The 25,726-nt window shown below is 46.0% G+C and carries 29 protein-coding genes; 10 read left to right on the forward strand and 19 right to left on the reverse strand.

The features are described 5' to 3' along the window. Positions 1–23: 23 nt before the first annotated feature. Together nrdG and nrdD are read right to left on the reverse strand one after the other, a co-directional pair. Entirely contained in the window at positions 24–506 is a 483-nt protein-coding gene (nrdG, locus tag Pcarn_RS20685; RefSeq protein ID WP_261836214.1) for an anaerobic ribonucleoside-triphosphate reductase-activating protein, read from the reverse strand. A gap of 21 nt (positions 507–527) precedes the next feature. Further along, positions 528–2,648, reverse strand: coding sequence for an anaerobic ribonucleoside-triphosphate reductase (gene nrdD, locus Pcarn_RS20690; protein WP_261836215.1), 2,121 nt, complete (start codon positions 2,646–2,648; stop codon positions 528–530). A gap of 273 nt (positions 2,649–2,921) precedes the next feature. Between nrdD and Pcarn_RS20695 the strand changes: the two genes are divergently transcribed. Beyond that, positions 2,922–3,824, forward strand: a complete 903-nt coding sequence (locus Pcarn_RS20695) for an endonuclease/exonuclease/phosphatase family protein (protein WP_261836216.1) — start codon at positions 2,922–2,924, stop codon at positions 3,822–3,824. Positions 3,825–3,845: 21 nt separating this feature from the next. Here Pcarn_RS20695 and Pcarn_RS20700 read toward each other — a convergent pair whose 3' ends face one another. The 3 genes from Pcarn_RS20700 to Pcarn_RS20710 are packed head-to-tail and all read right to left on the reverse strand — an operon-like array spanning position 3,846 to position 4,992. Beyond that, positions 3,846–4,259 (reverse strand): YeeE/YedE family protein, encoded by a 414-nt coding sequence (locus Pcarn_RS20700; protein ID WP_261836217.1) that lies wholly within the window; start codon positions 4,257–4,259, stop codon positions 3,846–3,848. Between the two features lie 3 nt (positions 4,260–4,262). Next, positions 4,263–4,682 (reverse strand): YeeE/YedE family protein, encoded by a 420-nt coding sequence (locus tag Pcarn_RS20705; RefSeq protein ID WP_261836218.1) that lies wholly within the window; start codon positions 4,680–4,682, stop codon positions 4,263–4,265. A 1-nt stretch (position 4,683) separates the two neighbouring features. Further along, positions 4,684–4,992: an ArsR/SmtB family transcription factor gene (locus tag Pcarn_RS20710; RefSeq protein WP_261837330.1), complete on the reverse strand. Its 309-nt coding sequence runs from the start codon at positions 4,990–4,992 to the stop codon at positions 4,684–4,686. Between the two features lie 187 nt (positions 4,993–5,179). Here Pcarn_RS20710 and Pcarn_RS20715 point away from each other — a divergent pair, with 187 nt between their 5' ends. Next, entirely contained in the window at positions 5,180–6,826 is a 1,647-nt protein-coding gene (locus Pcarn_RS20715) for an FAD-dependent oxidoreductase (RefSeq protein WP_261836219.1), read from the forward strand. Positions 6,827–6,860: 34 nt separating this feature from the next. Here Pcarn_RS20715 and Pcarn_RS20720 read toward each other — a convergent pair whose 3' ends face one another. Next, a complete protein-coding gene (locus Pcarn_RS20720; RefSeq protein WP_261836220.1) occupies positions 6,861–7,244 on the reverse strand; it encodes a thiol-disulfide oxidoreductase DCC family protein in 384 nt (127 codons plus the stop codon). 44 nt (positions 7,245–7,288) lie between these two features. Beyond that, positions 7,289–8,374, reverse strand: a complete 1,086-nt coding sequence (locus tag Pcarn_RS20725) for a ketoacyl-ACP synthase III (protein ID WP_261836221.1) — start codon at positions 8,372–8,374, stop codon at positions 7,289–7,291. A gap of 95 nt (positions 8,375–8,469) precedes the next feature. On the opposite strand from Pcarn_RS20725, the gene trxC reads away from it, so the two are divergent. Beyond that, positions 8,470–8,898 (forward strand): thioredoxin TrxC, encoded by a 429-nt coding sequence (gene trxC, locus Pcarn_RS20730; protein WP_261836222.1) that lies wholly within the window; start codon positions 8,470–8,472, stop codon positions 8,896–8,898. A 32-nt stretch (positions 8,899–8,930) separates the two neighbouring features. Here trxC and Pcarn_RS20735 read toward each other — a convergent pair whose 3' ends face one another. Both Pcarn_RS20735 and Pcarn_RS20740 read right to left on the reverse strand, forming a co-directional pair. Next, positions 8,931–9,629: an HAD-IA family hydrolase gene (locus Pcarn_RS20735; protein ID WP_261836223.1), complete on the reverse strand. Its 699-nt coding sequence runs from the start codon at positions 9,627–9,629 to the stop codon at positions 8,931–8,933. A 130-nt stretch (positions 9,630–9,759) separates the two neighbouring features. Further along, the gene (locus Pcarn_RS20740) at positions 9,760–10,236 is read right to left on the reverse strand and encodes a hypothetical protein (RefSeq protein WP_261836224.1); all 477 of its coding nucleotides are present in this window, start codon (positions 10,234–10,236) and stop codon (positions 9,760–9,762) included. Between the two features lie 87 nt (positions 10,237–10,323). Between Pcarn_RS20740 and Pcarn_RS20745 the strand changes: the two genes are divergently transcribed. The 4 genes from Pcarn_RS20745 to Pcarn_RS20760 all read left to right on the forward strand — a co-directional run bounded on the left by Pcarn_RS20745 (position 10,324) and on the right by Pcarn_RS20760 (position 13,443). Continuing rightward, positions 10,324–10,884 (forward strand): CreA family protein, encoded by a 561-nt coding sequence (locus Pcarn_RS20745; protein ID WP_261836225.1) that lies wholly within the window; start codon positions 10,324–10,326, stop codon positions 10,882–10,884. Positions 10,885–10,976: 92 nt separating this feature from the next. Continuing rightward, positions 10,977–12,281, forward strand: coding sequence for an inosine/guanosine kinase (locus Pcarn_RS20750; protein ID WP_261836226.1), 1,305 nt, complete (start codon positions 10,977–10,979; stop codon positions 12,279–12,281). 50 nt (positions 12,282–12,331) lie between these two features. Next, a complete protein-coding gene (locus tag Pcarn_RS20755; RefSeq protein WP_261836227.1) occupies positions 12,332–12,961 on the forward strand; it encodes a thiol:disulfide interchange protein DsbA/DsbL in 630 nt (209 codons plus the stop codon). Positions 12,962–12,969: 8 nt separating this feature from the next. Continuing rightward, a complete protein-coding gene (locus Pcarn_RS20760; RefSeq protein WP_261836228.1) occupies positions 12,970–13,443 on the forward strand; it encodes an FKBP-type peptidyl-prolyl cis-trans isomerase in 474 nt (157 codons plus the stop codon). Positions 13,444–13,484: 41 nt separating this feature from the next. On the opposite strand, the gene Pcarn_RS20765 is transcribed toward Pcarn_RS20760, so the two are convergent. After that, on the reverse strand, positions 13,485–13,943 hold the full coding sequence (locus Pcarn_RS20765; protein ID WP_261836229.1) for an acyltransferase: 459 nt from the start codon (positions 13,941–13,943) through the stop codon (positions 13,485–13,487). Positions 13,944–14,170: 227 nt separating this feature from the next. Between Pcarn_RS20765 and Pcarn_RS20770 the strand changes: the two genes are divergently transcribed. Beyond that, positions 14,171–14,353 carry a hypothetical protein gene (locus Pcarn_RS20770; RefSeq protein WP_261836230.1) on the forward strand — a complete coding sequence of 61 codons (183 nt, stop codon included), beginning with the start codon at positions 14,171–14,173 and terminating at the stop codon, positions 14,351–14,353. Positions 14,354–14,393: 40 nt separating this feature from the next. Here the strand turns inward: Pcarn_RS20770 and Pcarn_RS20775 are convergent, their stop codons facing one another. The 3 genes from Pcarn_RS20775 to Pcarn_RS20785 form a co-directional block, all read right to left on the reverse strand. Next, on the reverse strand, positions 14,394–15,011 hold the full coding sequence (locus Pcarn_RS20775; protein ID WP_261836231.1) for a beta-phosphoglucomutase family hydrolase: 618 nt from the start codon (positions 15,009–15,011) through the stop codon (positions 14,394–14,396). Between the two features lie 112 nt (positions 15,012–15,123). Beyond that, on the reverse strand, positions 15,124–16,005 hold the full coding sequence (locus Pcarn_RS20780; RefSeq protein ID WP_261836232.1) for a hypothetical protein: 882 nt from the start codon (positions 16,003–16,005) through the stop codon (positions 15,124–15,126). Positions 16,006–16,334: 329 nt separating this feature from the next. After that, the gene (locus Pcarn_RS20785; RefSeq protein ID WP_261836233.1) at positions 16,335–17,036 is read right to left on the reverse strand and encodes a DUF1223 domain-containing protein; all 702 of its coding nucleotides are present in this window, start codon (positions 17,034–17,036) and stop codon (positions 16,335–16,337) included. A gap of 101 nt (positions 17,037–17,137) precedes the next feature. On the opposite strand from Pcarn_RS20785, the gene Pcarn_RS20790 reads away from it, so the two are divergent. Then, the gene (locus Pcarn_RS20790; RefSeq protein ID WP_261836234.1) at positions 17,138–17,716 is read left to right on the forward strand and encodes an SOS response-associated peptidase; all 579 of its coding nucleotides are present in this window, start codon (positions 17,138–17,140) and stop codon (positions 17,714–17,716) included. On the opposite strand, the gene Pcarn_RS20795 is transcribed toward Pcarn_RS20790, so the two are convergent. The 5 genes from Pcarn_RS20795 to nirB form a co-directional block, all read right to left on the reverse strand. After that, positions 17,713–18,546, reverse strand: a complete 834-nt coding sequence (locus tag Pcarn_RS20795) for a hypothetical protein (protein WP_261836235.1) — start codon at positions 18,544–18,546, stop codon at positions 17,713–17,715. The two genes, Pcarn_RS20790 and Pcarn_RS20795, sit on opposite strands and share 4 nt — an antisense overlap. 151 nt (positions 18,547–18,697) lie before the next feature. After that, positions 18,698–19,453: a uroporphyrinogen-III C-methyltransferase gene (cobA, locus tag Pcarn_RS20800; RefSeq protein WP_390904514.1), complete on the reverse strand. Its 756-nt coding sequence runs from the start codon at positions 19,451–19,453 to the stop codon at positions 18,698–18,700. A 140-nt stretch (positions 19,454–19,593) separates the two neighbouring features. Continuing rightward, positions 19,594–20,439 (reverse strand): formate/nitrite transporter family protein, encoded by an 846-nt coding sequence (locus Pcarn_RS20805; protein ID WP_261836237.1) that lies wholly within the window; start codon positions 20,437–20,439, stop codon positions 19,594–19,596. Between the two features lie 128 nt (positions 20,440–20,567). Then, entirely contained in the window at positions 20,568–20,891 is a 324-nt protein-coding gene (gene nirD, locus Pcarn_RS20810; protein ID WP_261836238.1) for a nitrite reductase small subunit NirD, read from the reverse strand. 14 nt (positions 20,892–20,905) lie between these two features. Continuing rightward, positions 20,906–23,461, reverse strand: coding sequence for a nitrite reductase large subunit NirB (gene nirB / locus Pcarn_RS20815; protein ID WP_261836239.1), 2,556 nt, complete (start codon positions 23,459–23,461; stop codon positions 20,906–20,908). 241 nt (positions 23,462–23,702) lie between these two features. Here nirB and add point away from each other — a divergent pair, with 241 nt between their 5' ends. After that, on the forward strand, positions 23,703–24,698 hold the full coding sequence (gene add / locus Pcarn_RS20820) for an adenosine deaminase (protein ID WP_261836240.1): 996 nt from the start codon (positions 23,703–23,705) through the stop codon (positions 24,696–24,698). Here the strand turns inward: add and Pcarn_RS20825 are convergent. Beyond that, complete coding sequence (locus tag Pcarn_RS20825) at positions 24,695–25,621, reverse strand: GlxA family transcriptional regulator (RefSeq protein WP_261836241.1); 927 nt, start codon at positions 25,619–25,621, stop codon at positions 24,695–24,697. The genes add and Pcarn_RS20825 overlap by 4 nt on opposite strands. Positions 25,622–25,726: the final 105 nt, after the last annotated feature.

Here is a 25,726-nt window from a genome sequence, read left to right on the forward strand (position 1 = left end):
TCTAAATAGGAAAGTCAGTTCAATCAGTCCATTAGCTCATTTTTTGAAAAGTAATGTATGACCTGGTTTGCACTGCCACGCCATTCAAGACGCGCGTCGGCTTGGTCTTTTTCAAACTTGCCGTCGATAAGGGTATCCACATACTTAATCACTTCCTGCTGCTCTGGTGTTAGCTCAGCAAGCAAATAGCCAGTCCACATCCAGATGTCTTTATCTGGACACTCACGTTTTACACGCTCAACCAACCTTAGGATATGTGGCACGTTCGATGGAAGCAGAGGGTCGCCGCCTGAAAGAGACAATCCCCTTTTCTTAATACGAGTATCTTTAAGGTCATTGATGATCTGATCTTCCATCTCTTGTGTGAACAGATGACCAGAGCTCGGTGACCAAGTAGATTGGTTATAGCAACCACGGCACTGATGAATACACCCCGACACGAACAAGGTACAGCGCGTACCTGGCCCATTTACAACATCAACAGGATAGTAATTGTGATAATTCATCAGTGCTCTACTTTATTTCTATTAAAGATGCTTAACGCGACGCTTAACTTCTTCTTGTTTTCCGAAGTTAAATGGACGTGCATCAGGGCTACCTAGATAACCACATACGCGACGGGTTACTGAAACCTTAGTTGAGTCATGGTTACCACAGTTCGGGCAGGTAAACCCTTTACTGGTGCAATCAAATTCGCCGTTGTAACCGCACTCGTAACACTCATCGATTGGCGTGTTGGTACCGTAGTAAGGAACGCGAGTGTATGAGTAGTCCCATACGTTTTCTAGGGCTTCGATGTTTATTTGCATATTCGGGAATTCACCGTAACAGATGAAGCCACCGCTAGAGATGTGCGGATACGGCATCTCGAAGTCGATCTTGTCGTACGGGTTCACCTTCTTCTCAACATCTAAGTGGAAGCTGTTGGTGTAATAACCTTTATCCGTTACGCCCTCAACCACCCCAAACTCTTTGGTATCGATGCGAGCAAAACGAGAACATAGGTTCTCACTCGGAGTGCCGTATAGGCTAAAGCCGTAGCCGGTTTCTTCAGTCCACTGATTCACCTTAGATTTCAAGTAATCAATCATCTCAAGTGCTTTTTCACGAAGCTCAGGTGCATCGTAAAGGTGTTCTTGCGTGCCAAATAGCGCATTGATGGTTTCGTGGATACCGATGTAACCAAGGGAAATCGAAGCACGACCGTTTTTAAAGATATCTGCAATCGAGTCATCTGGGTTCAGACGAACGCCACACGCACCTTCCATATATAGAATTGGCGCAACGCGTGCTTTCACGTTTTCTAGACGCTCAATACGAGTTTCGAGTGCACGACGTGCGGTTACTAGACGCTCGTCAAGAAGATCATAGAAGCGTGTTACATCGCCACCCGCTTGTAGAGCAATACGTGGAAGGTTAAGGCTAACCACACCAAGGTTGTTACGACCTTCGTGGATCATCTCACCGTTTTCTTCATACACGTTCAGGAAGCTACGACAACCCATAGGCGTCTTAAACGAACCCGTTACCTCAACCACTTTGTCGTAGTTAAGGATATCTGGGTACATGCGCTTAGACGCACACTCAAGAGCTAACTGCTTGATGTCGTAGTTAGGATCGTTTGGTTTATGGTTCAAACCATCTTTGATAGCGAATACCAGTTTAGGGAATACCGCAGTCTTTTTGTTCTTACCCAGGCCCGCAATGCGGTTACGCAAAATAGATTGTTGGATAAGCTTAGAGCCCCAAGACGAACCTAGACCAAAACCAAAGGTCACAAATGGCGTTTGACCGTTAGCCGTGTGCAGCGTGTTTACTTCATACTCAAGAGATTGGAATGCGTCATAACACTCTTTTTCAGTACGAGCACGTGCGAACGCTTCTGGATCATGGATATCCCACTCACGTGCCACTTCAAGATGCTTCTCGTAACTGCACATAACATAAGGCTCAAGAACCTCATCAATACGGTTAATCGTAGTGCCGCCATAGATGTGGCTCGCTACCTGCGCAATGATCTGCGCAGTCACTGCGGTTGCAGTTGAGATAGACTTAGGTGTATCAATCTCAGCGTTACCCATCTTAAAGCCATGCGTCAACATACCCTTAAGGTCGATCAGCATGCAGTTAAACATAGGGAAGAACGGAGCGTAATCTAGGTCGTGATAGTGAATATCACCCTGCTCGTGTGCCTGAACGATATCGCGAGGCAAGATATGCGTTTTTGCATAGTGCTTAGCTACAATACCCGCTAGTAGGTCACGCTGAGTTGGGATCACCTTACCATCTTTGTTAGCATTCTCATTTAGAAGGTCCGCATTCGACTGCTCAATCAAGCCTTGGATCTCTTGGTTAAGCGCAGACTTCTTCTCACGAGCGATATCACGGTCGTGACGATACTCGATATATGAACGCGCTAGGCCTTTAAACTCGCCCTGCATCAGTTCATTCTCAACAAGCGTTTGGATTTGCTGGATGTCGACTTCTTTACACCCTTCCAGCTGACTCTCAACCGACGCTGCTACATTTTGAGCGTATTCAGACGCCTCTAGGTCGATTTGAGTCGCGGCGCTTTCCACTGCTGCCACAATGCGGTCCCGAGTAAACGGGGCAAGAGAGCCATCTCTTTTTAGCACAACTGGATTCACATATTCTCCTTACCCACAGCATATACACAGATACACTATATAGGGTATTTAACTGACGATTACACACTACATATTGTGGGCGTATTTAACGAAAACCACCAAGCCAGAGAGTTGATCTGGATCAATAAAGGGTCAGAGTGGTGCCTAATGTAACCGATCTTTTTTGCATAACTTGAGCTGTATTCGAAACGAAAAAAATGGCAAAATTTTTTCTAAATGGGTTGCTTTTTTCGAAGCCCTTTTTCGATGGGCAACAGAGAGGAAATTGAAAATTTGAACACCAAAACCGTAAAAAAATGCCTTGCATTTACGTCTATATTGCTGTCCCCGTTAACCTTTACTCAGGTTGCATATGCGAGCAGTCTGCAGGTTTCGAGTTGGAACATCGCTTGGTTGTCTGAAACGGGTTATCCACAGTTTTCAGAGAGCATTCGTAATCAAGACGACTGGCAAAGGCTCTCCTATTACTCCAATAAACTCAACTCAGATGTTCTCGCATTTCAAGAAGTAAACAGTGCCGAGGCTATTTCTAAAGTAGTCGGCGATGATTTCAATATCTATCTGTCACAGCGAAGCGATTGGCGGTATAGAGGTCATCAGTTCAATGACATCAACCAATACACGGGCTTTGCAGTCAACAAGAGCTTGGAAGTAAAAGAGCACAAGGACCTAAACCTAAATACCGAACGAAACGGCAAGTTAAGGTTTGCGACCTATATAGAAGTGAAACGACCTAACGCTCCGGCTATCCATGCCCTATCTGTGCACCTCAAAGCGGGTTGCCAAGCTAAAGAAAGAAACAACCGCTCCTGTCAGATCCTTCGTACTCAAGGGGAAATGCTTAATAGTTGGATAAAAGAGAGAGAAGCAAATGGCGACGCCTATCTGGTCATGGGAGATTTTAACCACAACCTGGCTTACCGAGGCGACTGGTTAATGGCGGTACTAAGCAAAGGCAATCAAGCATCCCTTGCAACATCAAGCACTAAAACAAGTTGTGAGGTTCGCTCGAATCGTAACCCTAAACAGACCCATAGATACCGAAATCTCATCGACCACATTATCGTGAGCAGCGAGTTAACAGCAAGCCAAGTAAACCAGCTTAACTATAGCAAGAATCACGTATTGAATTATCAACTCAGTGACCACTGCCCACTGCAAGGCAAAATCCAGTAAAAAAGGAGGGGCAACCCTCCTTTACGCTTTCTGAGCTTTATTCGCTGCCAGCATACCCAAGAGCATAGCGACCAAGAACAGCCACGCCTGACCATTCCCTACACCTAGAGATGACACCACGGGCCCAGGACAAATACCTGCTAAACCCCAACCTAAGCCAAAGAACCCAGCACCGGTTAATAGCTTGCGATCTATATGCTTGTTTACCGAAAGGGAAAACTTTGCTCCTGCGATAGGTGCAGTGCGCTTTTTGATCAGAAATTGGTAACCAGGGATAAACACCATTAGCGCCCCACCCATCACAAACGCCAAACTTGGATCCCAATTACCCGCCACATCCAAGAATGCAATCACCTTGTGCGGATCAACCATTCCCGATACGGCCATACCTAAACCAAATAACAGACCAGAAAAAAGTGAAATAAACTTAGTCATCACCTACACCAAATGCAGTCGAACGAAAACAGTAATACCCGCCACTAGCATAAACACACAGGTAGCTACGATAGAGCGTGTTGAGAAGCGGCCGATACCACAAATACCATGGCCTGAAGTACAGCCATTTCCTATCTTGGTACCAAAGCCAACAAAAAAGCCGGCAAGCAGCAATACCCAAAGACTGGAGTCATAGACGGTTGGGATGTCCGCGGAGAAGGCAACTACGCCAAGGATGCCACCCAGCACCATACCGATGATAAAGAGCCAGCGCCACACGCGATCACCCGCCTGATTTTTCAGAGCGCCTGAGACAATACCGCTGATACCCGCAATCTTGCCGCTAAATAAAAGAAGCAATAGAGCAGATACACCTAAAAGCATACCGCCAAACAATGAATCCCAAGGGATAGTTAAAGTCACGCTAGGACTCCTCTACACAATAGATGTTATACAAAGACTCGATCAGCTGAGTGATTCGAGGATCGTTCAAAGAATAAAATACCATTTGCGACTCTTTACGCACCGCGACCAGGTTGTTGTCCCTTAATACCTTTAGGTGTTGTGACAAGGCAGACTGGTTTAGCGGAGAACGTTCTTGCAGCTCCGCCACCCCTTTCTCGCCTTCAATCAACTGACACAGAACCAATAAACGCTCGTGATGAGACAGCACCTTGAGCGTTGCTGAGACTAGCTTGGCCTTTTCGGTCATATCTGACAGTTGCTGCTGCATCTGAATGTCGAGTGACTTTTGCGCGTTCAATTGAATCACCTTTGATTAAGAGTTCTCTAATAAACTATGCCAGATATTTAAATTAGTCAATTCTTAATTAGTAAATTCAAAAAAAGACAAATAAAAATTAGCAATTGCTAATTTATGTGTTATCGTTAAGCCAATTCAGTAGTTCAAGGGGCAAGAAATGACCAAGATAGTTATCGTTGGCGGCGTAGCCGGTGGCGCATCAGCGGCAGCACGAGCACGCCGTTTAAGCGAAGATGCACAGATTATAATGTTTGAACGTGGCGAATTTGTATCCTTCGCAAACTGTGGCCTTCCATACCACATCGGTGGAGATATTGAGGAGCGAGATAAGCTGCTTCTTCAGACCCCACAGAGCTTTCTTGCCCGTTTTAACGTGGATGTCCGCACCTTTAACGAGGTGACCAATATCGACAAAGAATCAAAACTAGTCTCAGTAAAAAACCTGATGACGGGTGAAGAGTACCAAGAGAGTTATGACTTTCTACTGCTGAGCCCAGGGGCGGCGCCTCTTCTCCCGCCTATTTCAGGTATAGATAACCCGCTAACGCACTCTCTACGAAACATCCCAGATATGGATCGCATCATTAATTCAATCAAAACTAACAAGCCAAAGCATGCCACGGTCGTCGGCGGTGGTTTTATCGGTCTTGAGATGATGGAAGCGTTTCATCAATTAGGTATAGAAACCACCCTACTAGAGCTAGCACCTCAGGTAATGACACCGGTCGACCCCGAAATGGCGGGCTTCGCACATCAAACTATTCGTGACCGCGGTATCGACCTGCGTCTTGGTGATGCGCTAGAAGCCGTCGACTACCAAGACAGTAGCCTGAACCTTACCCTGACCAGTGGCGAGACTCTCAAAACCGACCTTCTGATCATGGCCGTAGGCGTTCGACCGGAAACTTCGCTGGCTAAGAAGGCAGGCCTAGCACTTGGTCAACTTGGCGGTATCTGGACCGACAGCACTATGAGAACAAGTGACCCTTACATCTACGCTGTTGGTGACGCGGTAGAAGAAGAAGACTTTGTTACCGGCAGTCCAAGCTTGGTTCCACTGGCGGGCCCTGCGAACCGTCAAGGCCGCATGGCTGCAGACAATATGCTTGGCAGAAACGAGCATTATCAAGGTACACAAGGCACCGCTATCGTTAAGATCTTCGATCTAGCTGTTGCTTCAACAGGTAAGAACGAGAAGCAACTTAAGCGCGACCAAGTTTCCTATGAGAAGGTCTACGTGCACACAGCAAGCCACGCAAGCTACTATCCTGGCTCTGAAATAGTCTCCTTTAAGCTCTTGTTTGAGCCAGTAACAGGCAAGATCTTAGGTGCACAAGCTGTTGGTAAAGATGGCGCAGACAAACGCATTGATATCATTGCGGTAGCGCAGCGTGCAGGTATGACGGTAGAGCAACTGCAACATCTAGAACTTACCTACGCACCTCCATTTGGCAGTGCCAAGGATGTGATTAACCAAGCGGCATTTGTAGCAAACAACATCATTAAAGGTGACGCAACACCGATCCACTTTGATGAAGTAGATAACCTGGACTCTGAGCAGCTTCTACTGGATGTGCGTAATCCTACTGAGCTAGAAAACGTCGGCTTTATAGAAGGCGCAATTAACATTCCGGTTGATCAGCTAAGGCAGCGCATGCATGAGCTGCCAAAAGACAAAGAGATAGTAATCTATTGTCAAGTTGGGTTACGCGGTAACGTAGCTTATCGACAATTAGTCAACAATGGCTTTAAAGCACGAAACCTAATTGGCGGTTATCGAACCTATAAGTTCGCTAAGGCCTAAAAACGTTAAAGGAGCTGATATCAGCTCCTTTTTGTTATTCCAGTTTACACTGCTTGCACTTAGAACTGCCGGTCAGCAGCCTAGAGATAGAATAGCGATTGCGGGCAAAGAAGAGATAGAACCTATCGGCTAAGGGTTTAATCAATCTCCAACGGGTAGGCGCGTACAACCAACCTTTACCAACCCTAGACCAAGCCTGATGGGTCACATCTAAACCTAACAACAGCTTACCGTCTTCATCCAAGGCATGCAGCATTGCCGAAGCCTCTTTGCCATCGATATAGGGATAATCTAAAAACTGCTGCTCATGTATATCCACCAGCAGCAATTGTCTGTCTTCATCCTGCTTGCGAAGTGCGGTCATCTCTTTTACACACAGCGGGCAGGTTCCGTCATAGAAAATGGTAAATTGGCCCATAACACTCTCCTTTTACCTTGCTACGACGAAATCCTGTATCAAGATTAAACCGGCTTGTTTTTACAGTGTTCGATCGCCTTTTCTAATAGCTCAAGCGCACTCTCTTTACATTCCGGCAAGCTAGCATCGGACTCTTTGATTGGCGTAGTGCGCTCACCCCATTTGATGCGACCTGCACCCCAGGTTAGTCCAGCACCAAAGGCCGCAGTAAGGATCTCAGCACCCGGCTTAACGCGCCCTTGCTCTACCGCTTCACACAAGGCAATTGGTACGGTCGCAGCCGAAGTGTTACCGTAATTCTGGATGTTTACAAAGGCTTTATCTTGTTCAATACCCGCTACATCGCAGAGAGTTTGAATGATACGCACGTTTGCTTGGTGCGGCACCACTAGGTCAATATCATCTTTACCCAGTTTTGCTTCAGTAAGCACATGATGAGCAGCGGCGCCCATACCTTTAACCGCGCGTTTGAAGATCTCGCGACCCACAAAGTTAAACTCAAAATAACCATTGTCGACAGCAAATCTGTCCATAGAAGTACCAAAGGCTGGTACGGCTAGGATATTACGCCCTTCCGAATCACAACCTAGCTTACTCTCCAGTAAGCCAACTTTTTGATCCGTTGCCGAAAGCACAACAGCGCCTGCGCCATCGCCGAAAAGAACGGCCGTGTCGCGCTGCGTCCAGTCGATAAAGAAGCTAAGGTGTTCTGCACCGATAACCAAGGCATGCTTGTAAGAGCCAGCTTGGATCATACGAGTAGCCGTCTCTAGACCATACACAAAACCTGTGCACGCAGCGTTTAAATCGAAGGCCGCAGATTTCAAAGCACCAAGGTTGTTTTGAACCTTAGAAGCGATATTAGGGATCAGGGTATCCGGGGAGCAGGTTGCGACTATGATAAGGTCTAGGTCGCTCGCCTCAATACCAGCACACGCCATTGCCTGCTGTGCCGCTACGGTTGCCAAATCAGATGTCTCAACATGGCTGATTCTACGCGCAGCAATACCCGTTCTTGGTCTGATCCATTCGTCTGAAGTATCTAGGAAGGTGCTAAGGTCATCATTTGAGAGACTCGCTGGTGGAAGGCACTTACCCCAGCCTGTGATTTCTGCGTATTGGAGAGACATATTTCCTCTTGCTACAAATTTGTTACCATACTCATCTGACCATAGCATAAAACGCTTTTTAGGAACGCTAACTCTAGCCTCTACAAGGAAATTTCATGTCAAATTTTGTGAGCCGATGCCCTCATTGTTCAGCCCTTAACCGAATCCCACTTGAGAAAGTGGCTCAAAGCCCTACTTGCGGTAAGTGTAAATCCCCTATTCTGGATAACGCTGCTATCGAGGGTACCTCTGATAACTTCGATGCACTGATCAATAGCGAGATCCCTGTAGTGGTAGATTTCTGGGCAAGTTGGTGTGGGCCTTGTATGAGCTTCGCGCCTATATTCAAAGAGGCGGCACAAACTTGGAGCGCGCCTCTTCGCTTCTTAAAACTCGATACCGAGGCACAAAGCCAACTTGCGGCGCGCTTTGCCATTCGAAGCATCCCTACCATAAAGATCTTTACACAAGGCAAAGAGATCGCCTCTATTAGTGGCGCCCTTCCCAAACAGCAATTTCAGCAGTGGCTGACGCAGAACCTATAACGACATAGCCCCTCATCTGAGGGGCTATTCATTTATGCTAGGCTAACTTGCCGGGGACGGTTCTCTGGTTGCTTCAAACCGACCATAGTAAGGAGTTCCCTGAGATCATTGATCTGCGGAACCTCTTCAAAATAAACCTCAGGTGAAAGTTCATTGGGTTTGAAGTGAACCGTTCGAATATGTGCATTCACACCTGCTTGCACCCCTTTACTGGTGTCATCGATATATAGGCATTCATCGGCCATAAAGCCCATACTCATTGCCGCATACTGAATCAAGTCAGGATCGGGCTTCCAACTGTTGGCATCAAAGGCAGAGAACATACGACTGGTAAAATACTCTTCTAGACCGGCTAAGCAGAGCTTATTTTGAATTCTAGAGGTGGTTGCATTGGATAACACGCATACCTCAATGCCGTTCTGTTTTAGAGTCTCAAGGACCTCTTTGGCATGTTCCATTGGACGGAGTTGGTCCTGATAAAGCACTCTAACCTTCTCACGATACAGGGGTTCGAGCTCGTCCACATCCACTTTCAGCCCAAGGCGGTCTCGGGTCTGAAGCAAGATTTCAGACATCTTGCCACCATCGAAATGGTTGAGCGCTTCGCTCATACTCAACTTCGCGCCATAGCCATTAAATACACTCACCAAGGCCTGACAACACAATTTTTCGCTATCTACCAGCGTTCCTTCGCAATCGAAAATTACGCACTTTACAGCTTGATGATTCATAAGATTCTCCTCGTCTCACTCCAATTTATAGCGAAACAAGTTGTTACTTAGTATTACATGAATCCCATTCTGTTAACTGCTCGACATTCGGTGTACAAAAAATCGAGGCAGATCACGACTCATCGGGAAATTATCCGCAAGCTTGAATAAAGACCTGTTTTTTCTCAGGATTTATCTGAGAGACCAAAGCATCGATCGCAGAATCTGGGGTATAGAGTTTGTGAAAGTCAGAAATCAATAACTCGGTGTCAGATTCGGTAACTATGGCTGTGGTAACTGTCTCTCCTTTGTCGAAGGCAAGGTAGAGAGAAGGATTATCATCCAGAGTAATCTGAGCCATGAACTCTAACAGCACTGTCTGACTTTCTTCCGTAACTGCTGCGTTATTGGCAAAGAAGTGGGCAAACATCACCGTCATCTTGTGAAAGTCGACCTTAATCCACTCAATGCTAGAGTTATCATCGCCTTTGCTGAAGGGCATAACTGATGCGCTATCCATCAGGTCTAGATAAACGGCTTTGCCTAAAATGCTCTCACGTGTCGGGTAATCCACTTCCACATGCGACAGCATCCAATTGATTTTCTTTTGTAAAATTTCAGTACTCATTTCAACCAGTTAACTCTTGGTAGAACCATGCTGTGTTAGACTATATACGTTTCATACCAAAGCGCATAGATTTAACAAGGAAACTCAATGAAGAAGTTAGCGACTTTAGGAACCTGTCTTATCGCCCTGACCCTAGTGGGTTGCGACAAGAACGAGGTTGGCGATGTCTCTCTTGGCCTGTTCACCACTAAGGATATCAAGATAAATACCCTGGTCGATCCAGAGGTTACTGGCGTTACCTGCCACGTAGCAAGTATCGAGGCAGACCTTGACCTTGCAGACCCATCTGATTCGGCTATCTCTTGTCGTCAAACCGGCGAAATCACTCCTGAGATGTTAGCCAATGTAGACCGCTCTAAGTCTGGCGAAATCGTATTCAAAAAATCGAAGAGTATCTTGTTCAAGACCATGAAGATCCGCCGTATCTACGACGAGAAATCTAAAACCTTAATGTACGTGTCCTACTCAACCAAAGAGACCTCAGGAAGTTATAAACACAGCCTTTCGACCGTGCCACTGTGGGGCACGAAAGCGTATGCTGCCCTTGTCGCCAACGAGACGCTTCCTGAAGTGACTGAATCAAGCACTTCACAACCAAACATGACGACTGAAGACGAGAGCGAAAAAAGCAGCGACCCTATCTTTTAGTCGCTCAACCGCTCATAAATCAAGCGTCATAAACGAGTTGCAGAGTAAGCCCTATGGTATACTCTGCCCATTACCCCAAGTACGAGCCTCCAATGAAATTTCCTGGCCAGAGAAAATCTAAACACTATTTCCCAACCGAACTGCGTGATCCACTTGCTAATCAGATCCGTCAAACGCCAAGGTTAGCAAGACCAACAATCGTCGGCGTAGGTCAAACCATTGTTGATATCGAGGCTCGCGTTGATCTCGCATTCCTAGATAAGTACAACCTGAGTAAGGGACACTCGCTAGTTGTTAAGCAGGAAGTGGCCGATGAGCTTTATAAAGAGCTTATCGAGCGTGATTTGATCACCCATGAGCATCCTGGAGATACCATAGGCAATACGCTTCACAACTACTCTGTGCTAGCGGACAGCAAATCGGTTCTACTTGGCGTTATGTCTAAGAACATCGAGGTTGGCTCTTACGCGTATCGCTATCTTTGTAAGAACTCATCTCGTGTAAACCTAAATCACCTGCAAACCGTGGATGGCCCAATCGGTCGCTGCTACACCCTGATCACAGATGATGGTGAACGCACCTTTGCTATTAACGAAGGCCATATGAACCAGCTGCTTCCTGAAAGCATCCCTGAGCATGTCTTTGAAAAGGCGTCAGCATTGGTGATCTCTTCTTACCTAATGCGCGGTCAACCTGAAGACCCTATGCCACAAGCAGTGCAACGTGCTGTGCAGCTGGCAAAAGAAAATGACGTGCCGGTAATCCTTACCCTTGGTACCAAATATGTTATCGAAGGCAATGCCGACTGGTGGCAAAACTTCCTTAAAGCTAATGTCACTGTAGTGGCAATGAACGAGGAAGAAGCTGAAGCACTGACTGGGGAGAAAGATCCTCTGCTTGCTGCAGATGCGGCGCTTAACTGGGTAGACCTAGTGCTTTGTACCGCAGGTCCTGTAGGCCTTTACATGGCGGGATACGTTGATAACCGCAATAAGCGAGAGACTGATTTTACTTTGTTACCAGGTAACATTCCCGAGTTTAATAAGTATGAATTCAGCCGCGCGATGCGCTACAAAGAGTGCCAAGACCCAGTGCGCGTATATTCACATATCGCACCGTATCTAGGTGGCCCACTTGAGATCAAGAACACTAATGGCGCTGGCGATGGTGCACTGTCTGCTGTACTTCACGATATCGCAGCCAACGCCTATCACAAGCAGAATGTTCCAACCTCTCAAAAGCATACCGCGAACTTCTTGACTTACTCTTCTCTTTCACAGATCTGTAAGTACGCAAACCGTGTTAGCTATGAGTTGCTAACCCAACACTCAGCGCGTCTTTCTCGATCTCTGCCTGAACGTGAAGACAGCCTAGAAGAAGTGTACTGGGACAGATAATAATTTAATCATCAGGGCTCAATAGAGCCCTCCTACTTAAGCAAAAGACTATGAAATCAATAACAAAAACCTTTGCCCTACTCATCTGCTCGCTTTTCTTCATCACCGCTTGCAGTGAGAACTCAACGCCAGAATTAAACAAGCAATACACTCAACTGCCAAATGATCTCAGCGATATGCTAGACAAGCCAGTTGTTGAGGTTTTCTCTCTAACCTGTGGTCACTGCCTGCAGATGGAGAAATTCCTGCCTGAGATTGAAACACGTATCAACCAGCCTATTGGTAAGGTTCATGTCACCTTTAACGAGAGTGCTCAAATGGCGGCCATGTTCTATTATGCCGCTGAGATGCAGTCACAAGACGGCAAGGTAGCACCTGAAATGATGCATGATCTGTTCAACATCTATCATGCTGAGCAAGACAAGAGCTCAGATGAGCGCAAAGCATCACTTGTACAAGCGTACACCGAGCGCGGTATGGTTTCTCCATATGACCTTTCGAAGGAACAACAAGAAGAGCTGTTTGGACGCGTTGGCGATGCCATCAAGATTTCTGAAAAAGGCATGATTAATTCTGTGCCTACATTCATTGTTAATGGCAAATACATGGTTCTGACCTCAGCTCATAACGATGTAGATGCTATTGCTAACACCATCAACTATCTATTGACCCAAGGATAAACTCACTAATGTCAAAGTTCTTATTCCCAGCGATCGTATTGGTACTTGCCCTATTTATGGCATACCGAGTTTGGAATAACCACAAGTTAGGACAGGAAAACTTCAAAACAGGTCAAGCCTTCCTACAACAAAATAGTCAACGCTCTGAGGTAACCACTACCGAGAGCGGTCTGCAATATGAAGTGCTAGTTAAAGGCGAAGGTGATGTGCACCCTGGCCCTAAGAGCACAGTTAAGGTTCACTACCACGGCACTCTAATTGACGGTACTGTATTTGATAGCTCAGTTGACCGTGGCGAGCCAATCGAGTTTCCTCTAAACAAGGTAATCCATGGTTGGCAAGAAGGCCTACAAATGATGACTAAGGGTGACAAGTTCCGTCTGTTTATCCCTAGCACACTTGGTTATGGTAAAGGTGGTACGGGTCCTATCCCGCCAAACGCAACGCTTATCTTCGATGTTGAATTGCTAGACATCAAATAACTAAAAAAGGGCCAATCGGCCCTTTTTTAATGCTTGTTAGACTAGAGGCTTCTAAGCTTTCTCGCTGGGTTACCCGCGTAAATTCCTTTTTCCAATATTGGCTTTGTTACCACGCTGCCTGCACCAATAACTGCCCCGCTACAGATGCTAGCCATCACAGTGGCATTCGAACCTACGGTGACCTTATCGCCAAGGGTTATTCGTTGCCAAGAGTCTGAATCTGCGTCGGGAGTGCCAGACTTAAATAGGTCGTTGGCAAACATCACCCCATGACCAATAAAACAGTCCGTGCCTATATCTACATACTCACAGATAAAGCTATGCGACTGCACCTTAGTACGGCTTCCAATTCGGGTATTTTTTTGCACTTCTACGAAGGGACCGATAAAGACATCATCGTCTAATTTACAACCATAGACATTGGCAGGCTCGATGATGGTGACACGTTCGCCACATTGAATATCGACAACCTTAGCAGAGAGTAATCTTAGGTTAGACATATGCAACTCGTTTAGTTAATCCATTAATAATCAACAAGATATCTAAGATTTCATTATTCGTCACTGATTAAAAAGTAACAAAGATCCGTTGCAACAAGGCTTTGTGGGAATGTTCCACATAAGACGAATCTAACGTTGCACTTTTCAATACTGACCTGAAGTTGACTAACAAGTAACCTCATAGGTGATTTATCCAACACTTCATTCATCAACCAACGAGGACACCAATGAAGGTTCTAATTAAGTACACACAAACAGGTAAGTATAAGGATCAGGCTTGGGATCCACTTAAGATTAAATTCAAGGGCGACATTAGTGCCGTAACCCCATCTTACGCGGCTCAGCTTATTGAAAAAGAAAAGGCCACATTGGTTACTAGCGAGGAACAACATATCTTTATTGAGGCATAAAAAGGGAAAAGGATCGCTGTAACACGATCCTTCCTTTTATTTATTCTGTGTAAGCCGACTCTAGAACTGGCCTAAACTCAAACCCTTTCTCCGTTACAAGGTAACAATCCATCCCTGCCGCATGTGCCGCTTGAAGTCCTAGAAGCGTGTCTTCAAATACAACACAGTCTTTTGGCTGAATATTCATCTGCTCAGCCGCGAGCAAGAAAGTATCAGGGAAAGGCTTATGGTTCTCTACTTCTGTCGCTGTCACAACAGCATCAAAGTGGTCGATAACCCCTTTAGATTCGAGAAGCGGTTCTGCATTCATGCGCTGTGAACCTGTACCAATCGCCACCTTCTTCTGCTCCATATTATCGAGAAGCACTTTGTGCGTAATCTCAATAAGGTCGCCCTTCTCTTCTGCCTCAGCAAAGCGAGACATCTTAAAGTCGGACACCTGCATAGGGTCGAGTTCAAGATTGAAGCGACGATTGATCTCTAGAACAATCTTAGGGCTTGGCATACCACCTAGGCTATGTAGCCAACTTGCATCGAAATCAAAACCAAACTCTTCAGCGGTTTGCTCCCAAGCAGACACATGTGTAGGCATAGTATCGATAAGCGTGCCATCCATATCAAAGATAATGGCTTGATATTGTTCTAGTTTTGGTTCCATTGTCATCCCTCAAAAATACATATTCTTAGTTTCTTTAAATCTGCTTCTGAAAACGCTATTAAGCTATTGCCTATTTATAACTAGAAATCAATAACTTAATAGCCAGTCAGACTTAAAGTGATTTTGCTTGTTCTAGTTCAGAACTTAGTTTTAGATTCTCACTATTAATACGTGCGTTCAGCTTAGACTCCACTTCTCTAGTTGAGCCATCATCTGGCATTATATAAGTGTGTCTCATCCAAGTAGTCTCACCTTTACCACACTTTTTACAGACAAACTTCAGTGCTTTGTTGCCTTCAAGTAAGCCGCGCAATGCAGTTGCGCTAGCTCCAGCAAAAACTAGCTGAGACTGATCGCAGTCAAATCCCGCAGTAATAGTTGTTGAGGCACCAGAAACTTTGGCCGTACGATAGTCCGTGCTAGTTACTTGCGACACAGACATTGGAACATTCACAGTACCTGATACCGAGCATCCTGCCCCAGAAGGAAAGATACGGTACTCAAGATCACCATTAGCATACTTGGTAATTGAGCCTCCAGAAAAAGACCCGTGCTCAAGGTATGATTGCTGTGACCTCTTGGCATCAGCTATTTTTGACTCTACCTTAGCAACCTGCTTGGTACGATTGTCAGTACGAGCAATCTCAGCTTTGGTACGCTCAGCTTCCTGTTTCGCTGCAGCCTCAAGTTTCTTTTGCTCAACCTTAGATTTTTCTAGTTCAGCGATTGCTTGAGCTTTACGAGCTTCAGCCGTTGCAAGCTCCGCTTCTGCTTTCTTGAGTTCTGCCTCTGCTTTTTTAAGTTCAGCTTCTACTTTCTTTTCTTCTAGTTTGGCTAGGTCAAGTTCTGTTTGATCCTGCGCCGCATCTACTACACTTGCGCTATCACTGTTTGCTAGAACTGATTGACTGAACGCAATACCACCTACAATAACTGCACCTAGCGCTAGTACTTTTGTAAATGAACTGCAGTTTGTTTTTTGTTTATTGTTCATGTGTTTTATCTTATCTCTCCGTGCATAAGCCGGGTTGTAAGGCTTTGAGCTTGAAAAAACTGGAATGAAGGATTTTACAACACTGATTAAGCTAAAACATTGTTGTATCTAATTTTCTAATTGAGATTAGATAAGCCTCACCTATAGTTTTAGTGTTCTACAAACGCTAAAACTCAGCCGTTTCAAAGGCTTAGTTACAGTGTTCGATGGCAATAAAGCGAATCTTTCGCTGGTTGACGTGTTTAAGAATTCAGTTTTTAAAACCTTGTTATCTCAGATTCTAAACTGAATTGCTCGCAATAAGAATGGATTCACAAAACTATAATGGTCTAGTTGCGATCTAGATAACCAGCAACAGTCTGAACCGGTTGAAACTCCCCTCTTTTTGTCAGCCAAACCGCAACCGCATCGGCACCTTGAATGTCATTTGGCATAAATGACCACTCGCCCTTACCCAGTTTCTGCTGCTCTTCTAGCACCACAAAATCGTGGCTCAGGGTTCGCCCACGGTTTTCACCGCGTTTCACTTCTGTAGTTTCATCTAAGGCAAGCCAGACTATAGTGGCAACATATTCACTGTTGTCACTAAAACGAAGTCTATAGTCCATGTTTTGATTCACCAGCGTCAATGTCTTGGCATCGGGCGCAGAAGATAATGGAAGTTTTCTCTGGCTGCGGTAAAAGAACCCCTTCCACTCTTGGCCATCAACTACAAACCCAGGCGTGTAGACACTGCCCAGTACTCCGTAAGAGCGATACAGTCTTTGCTTCTGACTAAATGCGGGATTGGCGAACCTGTCTTTCCAACCAATATAGTCCCAGTAGTCGACGTGGTAGGCAGTAGGGATGACCTCCTCCCACAACCCACTGTGTCCCTTGAACTTAGAGAGGTATCTATCAGCTGGCGGGCAACTCGAGCACCCTTCAGAGGTAAAGAGTTGTACTAATTGAGCAGGTTGCCCTGAATGACTCCAGGTTTGTGCAAACAGAGTAAACGGCGCTAAGGCAAGCAACAAGGTAAGAGTGCGCATAATCTTCCTCCAATGAAGGCTCTCTCTTGTTTAGACCTTGAACTGGCGCATTTCCTTTCGCACAATGTCTAAAGAGGATTATACCGAGTAAGGAATGCAATGTGTGTGGCAGAATGAATATTACTGATGACCCGCTCGCGCTTTGGATCAGCGAAAATCTGGGGATATCCTTTCGCTCGCAAGCAAACCATGATTTCAGACCCACTCAATCGACGCGTCTGATCAGTGCGGATTTAAACGTTCATGATTCGAACTGGGGTATTCATCCAAACTGGTCCGATAAAATCATTATCAATGCACGTAGCGAGACCTTGCTCAGCAAACCCTTGTTCGCCAACCATTTTAAACGTCGAGTCTTGGTTCCCTGTAGTGGATGGTACGAGTGGTGTAATACACCATCGGGAAAACAGAAAACCCTATTCTCACCCAATAATGACTCGCAGTTTTTAATGGCTGGTTTAGAGGTAGAGCCCCAACGGTTTGTCACCCTGACACGCAAGCCAACAACCGAGTATCAAGCCTATCATCACAGAATGCCTATGCTCATCCACGTTGACCAAGCCAAAGCATGGTTAAGTAATGACGAGCTGGCGAGAGAGAGCCTTGAACGGCCTTGGGATTATTCATTTACCAGTGAAGCTGAGTCCATAGCTCCCCAGCAAAACTATTCGCTATTCTAGCTATTAAGGTTCGTTTGCTCTGCCGCGATGGCCTTTAGGTTTTCGACTATATCTTCGAATCTCTGTTTATCAGCTTCAGAGTAGAAAAGTAGCTGCCCATCTTGTATGGTCCAAGCCTCTCTATCAGCATCCAGCATAGTGATTATGCTTTTCACTTCTTTTAACGCCGCAAGCTCTGACTTCCAGATCTCTTTTTGCAGCTGTGATTGAACAATCAGATCATTGATGTATTCAGTCTCGACTTTTGCGCTAGCCTCAGAGTCATACAGCTGCTGTTCAAGTTCGTGAACGCGTTGTTGCGTCTGAAGAAGGTGCTGTAGAATGGCCTGGCGCGTCTCTTCAATAATAAAATAGCTCTCTACAAGGTCAGTGTCCTGCTGAAGGCGGGAGATATCCAAGATGGTGTACCAACCTGCTTCCAATACCGCTTGCTGATAGCTTTGATTAAGGTCAGTAACCTCAAGCAAGCTGCTACTATTGCCCTGGTCGACTATCACTCTTTGACTCATACCCGACGAGAAAATCGGTTCTATATATTGGGTTTGATTAGATTGCGTAGAAAAGAAACGGCCAACACCAAGCGCAAGTATGATCACAACCAATGCCCAAGCGGCCCTTATGGTACGTCTTGCGCTGGTAAAGAAGATAAGAAGAAGACCCCAAGAAAATAGGATCGAAGCGATCCATTGCCCGCTGTTGCTGACAAAGGATGAGGATTCAAGTTTTGCCACATAACCTTGGTAAAACGAGAGTGATGTGACAATCAGCAATCCCACTAGAAAGTAGGACAGGCTTGAGAGGGTTGCGACACCCCGCAATCGTCGTTTCATATAGCATTCCTTGCTAATTGGCTTGCACCATTTTTTAAAGCATTACTGGCCTCTTCCTGACGCCTTTACACTTTTATACCCGAGTCGCTTAGGTTGATTCCATTAACACTAAAGGGCTCGGGCATACTCAATAACAATAGATGAGTTAAATCTAGTTGTCGAACCAGTTTAGCTCTTTGTGGAGACTTGTCACACTGCCAACTACGATAAGTGACGGACTGATCGCCTGAGTAGCTAGGTCAGCAAGACAATCTAGTGTTCCGGTTAACACGCGCTGTCTTGGCGTAGTACCGCGCTCAATGATCGCAACCGATGTCTCGCCGCTCAAACCGTGATTCATCAACCTAGCTTGAATGTTTGGACTCTCTTTCAGACCCATATAGAACACAAGGGTGGTATTGCCTTTTGCCAGACCATTCCAATCTACATCCATGCCCTCTTTCTTAAGATGGCCAGTGATGAAATGAACACTTTGTGCATGGTCTCTATGAGTTAGAGGGATACCTGCATACGCGGTACAACCTGCTGCAGCAGTAATACCTGGAACTACCTCGTAAGGGATAGACTCAAGGGCTAGTTTTTCTAGCTCTTCCCCACCACGACCGAAGATAAAAGGGTCACCGCCTTTAAGACGCACTACATGCTTGTTCTCTTGAGCTTTAACCACCAGTACTTGGTTAATTTGGTCTTGAGGGACGCAGTGGTGGTTGAGCTTTTTACCTACATAGATAAGTTCAGCATCTTGGTTCACCATGCTCATGATTTCATCAGAAACCAAGCGATCATAAACCACAACCTCTGCCTTTTGGATCAAGCGCAGCGCTTTCACCGTCAGTAGATCCGGGTCACCTGGGCCAGCTCCGACCAAAGAGACAAATCCACCTTGATTTGCAGTAGTTGTAGTCATTGTCATAGTGATAACTCGCTATATCTGGGCAGAACGTGTCTGCACTTAAATTGTTTATAACGAGTAACCCGTCATCTTCGGGCTACTGGTTATAAACAATTGCCCCACCCTTAGGTGAGGCAAGCATCTATAAATCGAAATTAACGCTGTTCAGCTAGCTTTACTTCAACTTGTTCTTCCGCATCGATTGCTGGCGCAGTCTTAGCGTGAGTTAGGTAAAGTGGGATACAAGTGAACAGTAGACCACCTACTAGGTTACCTAGGATAGTTGGGATAAGGTTGAAGTTTAGGTAAGTCGCCATACCAAAATCAGCACCTAGCATCATACCTAGTGGGAATAGGAACATGTTTACTACTGTGTGTTCGAATACTAGTGCGAAGAAGATGAAGATTGGTAGCCACATTGCTGCAATCTTACCTGCAACGGTACGTGCAGTCATGTTACCCACAACACCTAGACAAACCATAAGGTTACAGAAGATGCCGCGAACAAAACATGTGATCCAGCCATCAGCACCTAGGTTTTCAAAACCAACGGTTCGTGCTGTAGAAACTGCGATGAACTTCTGAGCTACCGCGTTAGGGTCGATAGAGAAGTTAGCGGTTAGAGATACTGCAATTAGGTATGCAACGATAAGTGAACCGATAAGGTTACCAAGACCAACAAGACCCCAGCAGCGAAGTACGCGACCCCAAGTAACGCCTGGACGGTTTTCAAATTTAGCTAGAGGAGCAAGACCAAATACACCCGTTACTAGGTCATAACCCATAAGGCTAAGAATACAGAAGCCCACTGGGAACACGAGTGCGCCCACGATACCGATACCGGTTTGCGTGATAGTAGTGATAGCTACTACTACAGCAAGAGACAGGATAATACCCGCCATAGTACCGCGAAGGATCAGGTCACGAGTGCTGGTTTTTACTTTCGCTTCACCAACATCGATCATGGTTTGAACAAATTCTGCAGGTTTTAGATCGTTCATTTTCTTTCCTAAAAATGTAAAAGTTAAAAGTTAAAATTGAATAGGTAAGCGTTCCCGAGGTCGGATGCGCACCAAAGCCCCCACTTGTGCGCACCCTAGTGTCGAAAACGCTTCGACTATTAAATTTCTTATGCAGAAACTTCTACTTGGCCCTTAGTCACGCGCGCTTTGTATGCTTTCACACTAAAGCTCTCGTCTTCCATGCAGGCACCTGTCGCAAGGTTGAAGCGCTGCTTCTTAAGTGGACTAGCCACCCAAAGCTGCTCATCGTGCTCAACGATAAGGCCGCGAGAAAGTACGTTCGACTTGTAGAACGGGTCCATGTTGTTGATTGCAAACACTTCTTCAGTCGCACGTGGACGGAAGATTGCAACCTGTTCACCGTTCAGCAGAGCAACTACGCCCGTGCCAGGGATGATGTCTTCGATTTTACAAACTTTTGTAAATGCCATGATGTCGTCTCCCCTTACACCAATTCAACGTGAAGGATATCGCCCTTCGCTTCTGGGTGTTTTTCAGTGAACGTTGCTGGACGGTGTTGATCACGCTCAGAAACAAATACCACGTTGTCGTCACGCTCGTCAGAGTTAACGAAGTGAGCAAAACGCTTAAGTTGAGTTTCATCGTTGATAGTGTCAGTCCACTCACAACGGAACTCTTCTACTAGTTTCGCGATATCCGCTTCTAGCTGGTCGTTGATGCCTAGCTTGTCTTCGATAACCACTTCACGTAGGTAATCGATCCCACCTTCAAGGTTCTCGAACCAAGTAGAGGTGCGCTGTAGCGGCGCAGCTGTACGGATGTAGAACATCATGAAGCGGTCGATGTACTTGATTAGGGTCTCTTGATCTAGGTCGCCTGCAAGTAGTGTTGCGTGACGAGGTTTCATACCGCCGTTACCACACACATACATGTTCCAACCAGCATCGGTTGCAATGATGCCAAGGTCTTTACCTTGCGCTTCCGCACACTCACGAGTACAGCCCGATACACCGAACTTCATCTTATGAGGAGTACGGATACCCTTGTAACGGTTCTCGATCATTACGCCCAGACCTACAGAGTCTTGAACGCCGTAACGACACCAGGTAGAACCCACACAGGTCTTAGCCATACGCAACGCTTTCGCATACGCTTGACCGGTTTCATAGCCCGCAGCGACTAGCTTCTTCCAGATTGCTGGAAGGTCATCTTTTTGCGCGCCAAATAGACCGATACGCTGTGCACCAGTGATCTTGGTGTAAAGGTTGTACTCAGCCGCAACCTCAGCAAGTACTGCTAGAGCTTGTGGAGTTACCTCACCACCCGCCATACGAGGGATCACAGAGTAAGTACCGTCTTTTTGCATGTTACCTAGGAAGTTATCGTTGGTATCGTGCAGTTTAACTAGAGACGGCTTAAGGATGTGATCACCCCAAACTGACGCTAGGATAGAACCAGCTAGAGGCTTACAGACCTCACAGCCATAGCCCGTACCGTGCTTCTCAAGTAGCTCTTCGAACGACTTGATTTCACCGATGCGTACTAGATGGAATAGCTCTTGACGAGAATAAGCAAAGTGCTCACATACGTCGGCTTTAACCTCAACACCCGCTTTTTCAAGCTCAGCATTAAGAACAGAAGTCACTAGTGGGATACAACCGCCACAGCCAGTGCCTGCGCCTGTTACCGCTTTGATATCACCGATGGTGTGGTGACCTTGAGCTACAGCTTCCGCAATCTTGCCCTTAGTTACGTCAAAGCAAGAACAGATAACCGCAGACTCAGGAAGTGCATCTGCACCTAGAGTCGGTTTCTCTGCGCCAGCGTGCGCAGGAAGGATTAGCGTATCTGGGTGCTCTGGTAGGTCGATTTCGTTCAGCATTAGCTGTAGAAGATCGCCGTAGTCAGAGGTATCACCAACCATTACTGCGCCAAGAAGTTTCTTGTTGTCTTCAGAAACGATAAGACGCTTGTACACTTCTAGCTCTTCGTTTTGGTAAACGTAGCTCTTACAACCAGGAGTACGACCGTTTGCATCGCCGATAGAGCCAACTTTAACGCCCAGAAGCTTAAGCTTCGCAGACATGTCAGCACCTTCAAATTTGCTGTCGTTACCCACTAGGTGATCAACTGCAACAGTAGCCATCTTGTAGCCAGGAGCTACTAGGCCGTAGAACATCTCGTTCCAAGATGCACACTCACCGATAGCGTAGATGCTTTCATCAGAAGTCTGACAGTTGTCGTTGATAGCGATACCACCGCGAGGAGCGATGTCTAGGTTCATTTCACGCGCTAGTTTGTCTTGAGGACGGATACCAGCAGAGAATACGATGAAGTCAGTCTCAAGCTCAGTACCGTCAGCAAAACGCATTACGTTACGTGCTTTTGCACCCTCAGGAGCGATCTCAAGAGTGTTCTTGCTGGTGTGAACCTGAACGCCCATGCTTTCGATCTTCTGACGAAGTTGATTACCACCAGCTTGGTCAAGTTGCTCAGCCATTAGCTTAGGAGCAAACTCAACAACGTGAGTCTCTACGCCTAGAGCTTTTAGTGCGCCAGCAGCCTCAAGACCTAGTAGACCACCACCGATTACCACACCAACCTTGCTCTTCTTAGCGCATGCTTCGATAGCTTTTAGGTCTTCAATAGTACGGTAAACAAAGCAGTCTTTGCTTTCACGGCCTTTGATAGGTGGAACGAACGGGAATGAGCCTGTTGCCATGATGAGCTTGTCATACTGGACTTCACGGCCGGTGCTTGAATAGACGATGTTCTTTTCACGGTTAACGTTGATAGCACGCTCACCGATTAGCATGTTGATACCATGCTTCTCGTAAAAACCTTCTTTTACAAGAGACAATTCGTCCGCAGTGTGATGGGAGAAATAAGAGGAAAGGTGAACACGATCATAAGCCTTTCTTGGCTCTTCACAGAACACGGTGATATCCATGTTTGTGACATCTGTTTTTTCAACCAGATCTTCAATATAACGGTGTCCCACCATGCCGTTACCGATGATAACTAGCTTCATCTTGCTCATAGCGGTTCCTTAATTTTATATAACTAAACTGCGTGCGATTTTAGGTATGCATTGATATGCAGAATTGATCTAAATCAATTTCCAAAAAAAATACCCCCTTTTGGGTATTTGTCATACAAGACTACAAATAACTTATTGATTTTATTAAGTGTAAATTTATGAATAACTTAGACAATTTGTATCACTGACCTCAAATTGTTAGAATTATTCGGTACAAAATCATTGACAAAAAGCTCATCAAATGAATTATTTCGAACTTCAAAAAATTGATCTTCACTGCCATCTAGACGGCAGTGTTCGCCCCTCCACCATCATCGACTTGGCTCAAATACAAAACACAGAAATTCCCAGCCAAGATGAGGCGATAATTGGCGAAATGATGATTGCTCCCGAAACCTGCAACGACCTGCAAGAATACCTAACCCGTTTTGACCTTCCTCTTAAGGTAATGCAAACCGTTGAAGCTTTAGAGCGTATTACTTACGAGCTTTATCAAGACGCGGCCGAAGAAAACGTAAAGTATATGGAAGTGCGCTTTGCCCCGCTGCTGCATACCAGCAAAGGCCTCTCCGTTACCCAAATCATCGAAGCAGTGGTTAAAGGGTTAATGCGTGCAGAACAAGATTTCGATATTCACGGCAATATCATCGTCTGCGCCCTACGCACCATGCCTACTGAAACCATCAAACCAATGCTCGATGAGTGTCAGCCATTCTTAAACAAGGGTGTATGTGCATTCGACCTAGCGGGAGCAGAATTACCAGGGTTCTGTCATGACTTTGTAGAGCATGCTGAGTACGCTCGTAAACTAGGCTTTAACATCACTATTCACGCGGGTGAGCAAGGTGAAGGGCAAAACGTAGAAGATGCCATTAAGCTACTACACGCACAGCGCGTCGGTCACGGCATTCATATCAAGAACCACGCGGGTGGCTACAAGGCGGTAGAAGATGGCAACATCGGACTTGAGACCTGCCCTAGCAGTAACGTGCAAACCAAGGCAGTAGCAAGCCTTAGTGAACACCCAGCAGCAGACTTCTACCATAAGGGGTTGCCAGTAACCATCAACACAGATAACCGCACAGTATCGAATACCACTATGACCAAAGAGGTTCAGAAGGTAATCGAGAACTTCAAACTGACTGAAGAAGACTACAAAGCCATCTATCTACAATCTGTAGAACAGAGCTTTGCAAGCCTTGAAGTGAAACAAAGCCTGATTGCTAAGCTAGGCTAATCCTTCACAAATCGCTGCCGGAACATTTTAGGGGTCAAACCTATGATTTTCTGAAACAGGTTCCGGCACGCTCCCACATCCTCGTATCCCACTTGATGTGCAATTGCATCAAAACTCAAGTTGCTCGACTCCAGTAAGTTACACGCCATCTGAATTCGATATCTTTGTAGGTATTGCAACGGTTTATAACCCGTCGCCTTAGTAAACCGCCTTAATAAGGTACGAGTGGTGAGATGACACTCATCGGCTAGTTCGCTTATGGCAACTGAGTTGGAATAGTTTGCGTGGATATAGAGCTGCGCTTTCACCACCTGAGCATCACCGTGATTCATTCCAGGAGAAAATTGGGCATAGTAACGCTGCTCCCTTCCTCCGGTATCCACAACCAAAAGCTTTCCCACCTGACGCATGACCGCAGGCGATGCAAAGCGAGAAACCATCTCCAACCCCAGATCCAGCCATGCCATTACACCCGCCGAAGTGACAACGTCACCTTGACTAATCAAGATCTGCTCCGAGTCCACCTTGATACTTGGGTACTTTTTCTCAAATAGGCTTGCCAAAGCCCAGTGGGTTGTAACGCGGCGCTCCTCTATGACTCCGGACGCGGCTAACACAAAAGCACCCGCACACGCTGATGCCAATACCGTTCCTTTACTGTGTGATTTTTTAAGCCAGTCGGTTATCCAGATATCAGGGTTTAGGTAATGTCTATCAGGGCTTATGCTGGGTGGGATCAAGATAAGCTCGCAAAAAAATGTCTCTGATTCGCCCTGAACAATTCGGGTTTCAAACTTAATCTCTACCCCTTGCTCTTCGGCAGCCAAATTCGACACTTCAAACAACTCTGCCAAACCATATAAGGCCGAGCGCGAAACGTCTGGATACGCGAGCAGTGCTATCGAGAAAATCTGTTTTGTCACTTTTACCACTATTTATGTCATTTATGACTACTGTGGTGTGATTATAGAACCGACATAATGACTCCATCAAATCGAACAAGGCGCAGAGCCTAAAATATCGGAGCA

This window comes from Vibrio ishigakensis, assembly GCF_024347675.1.
Classification (GTDB): domain Bacteria; phylum Pseudomonadota; class Gammaproteobacteria; order Enterobacterales; family Vibrionaceae; genus Vibrio; species Vibrio ishigakensis.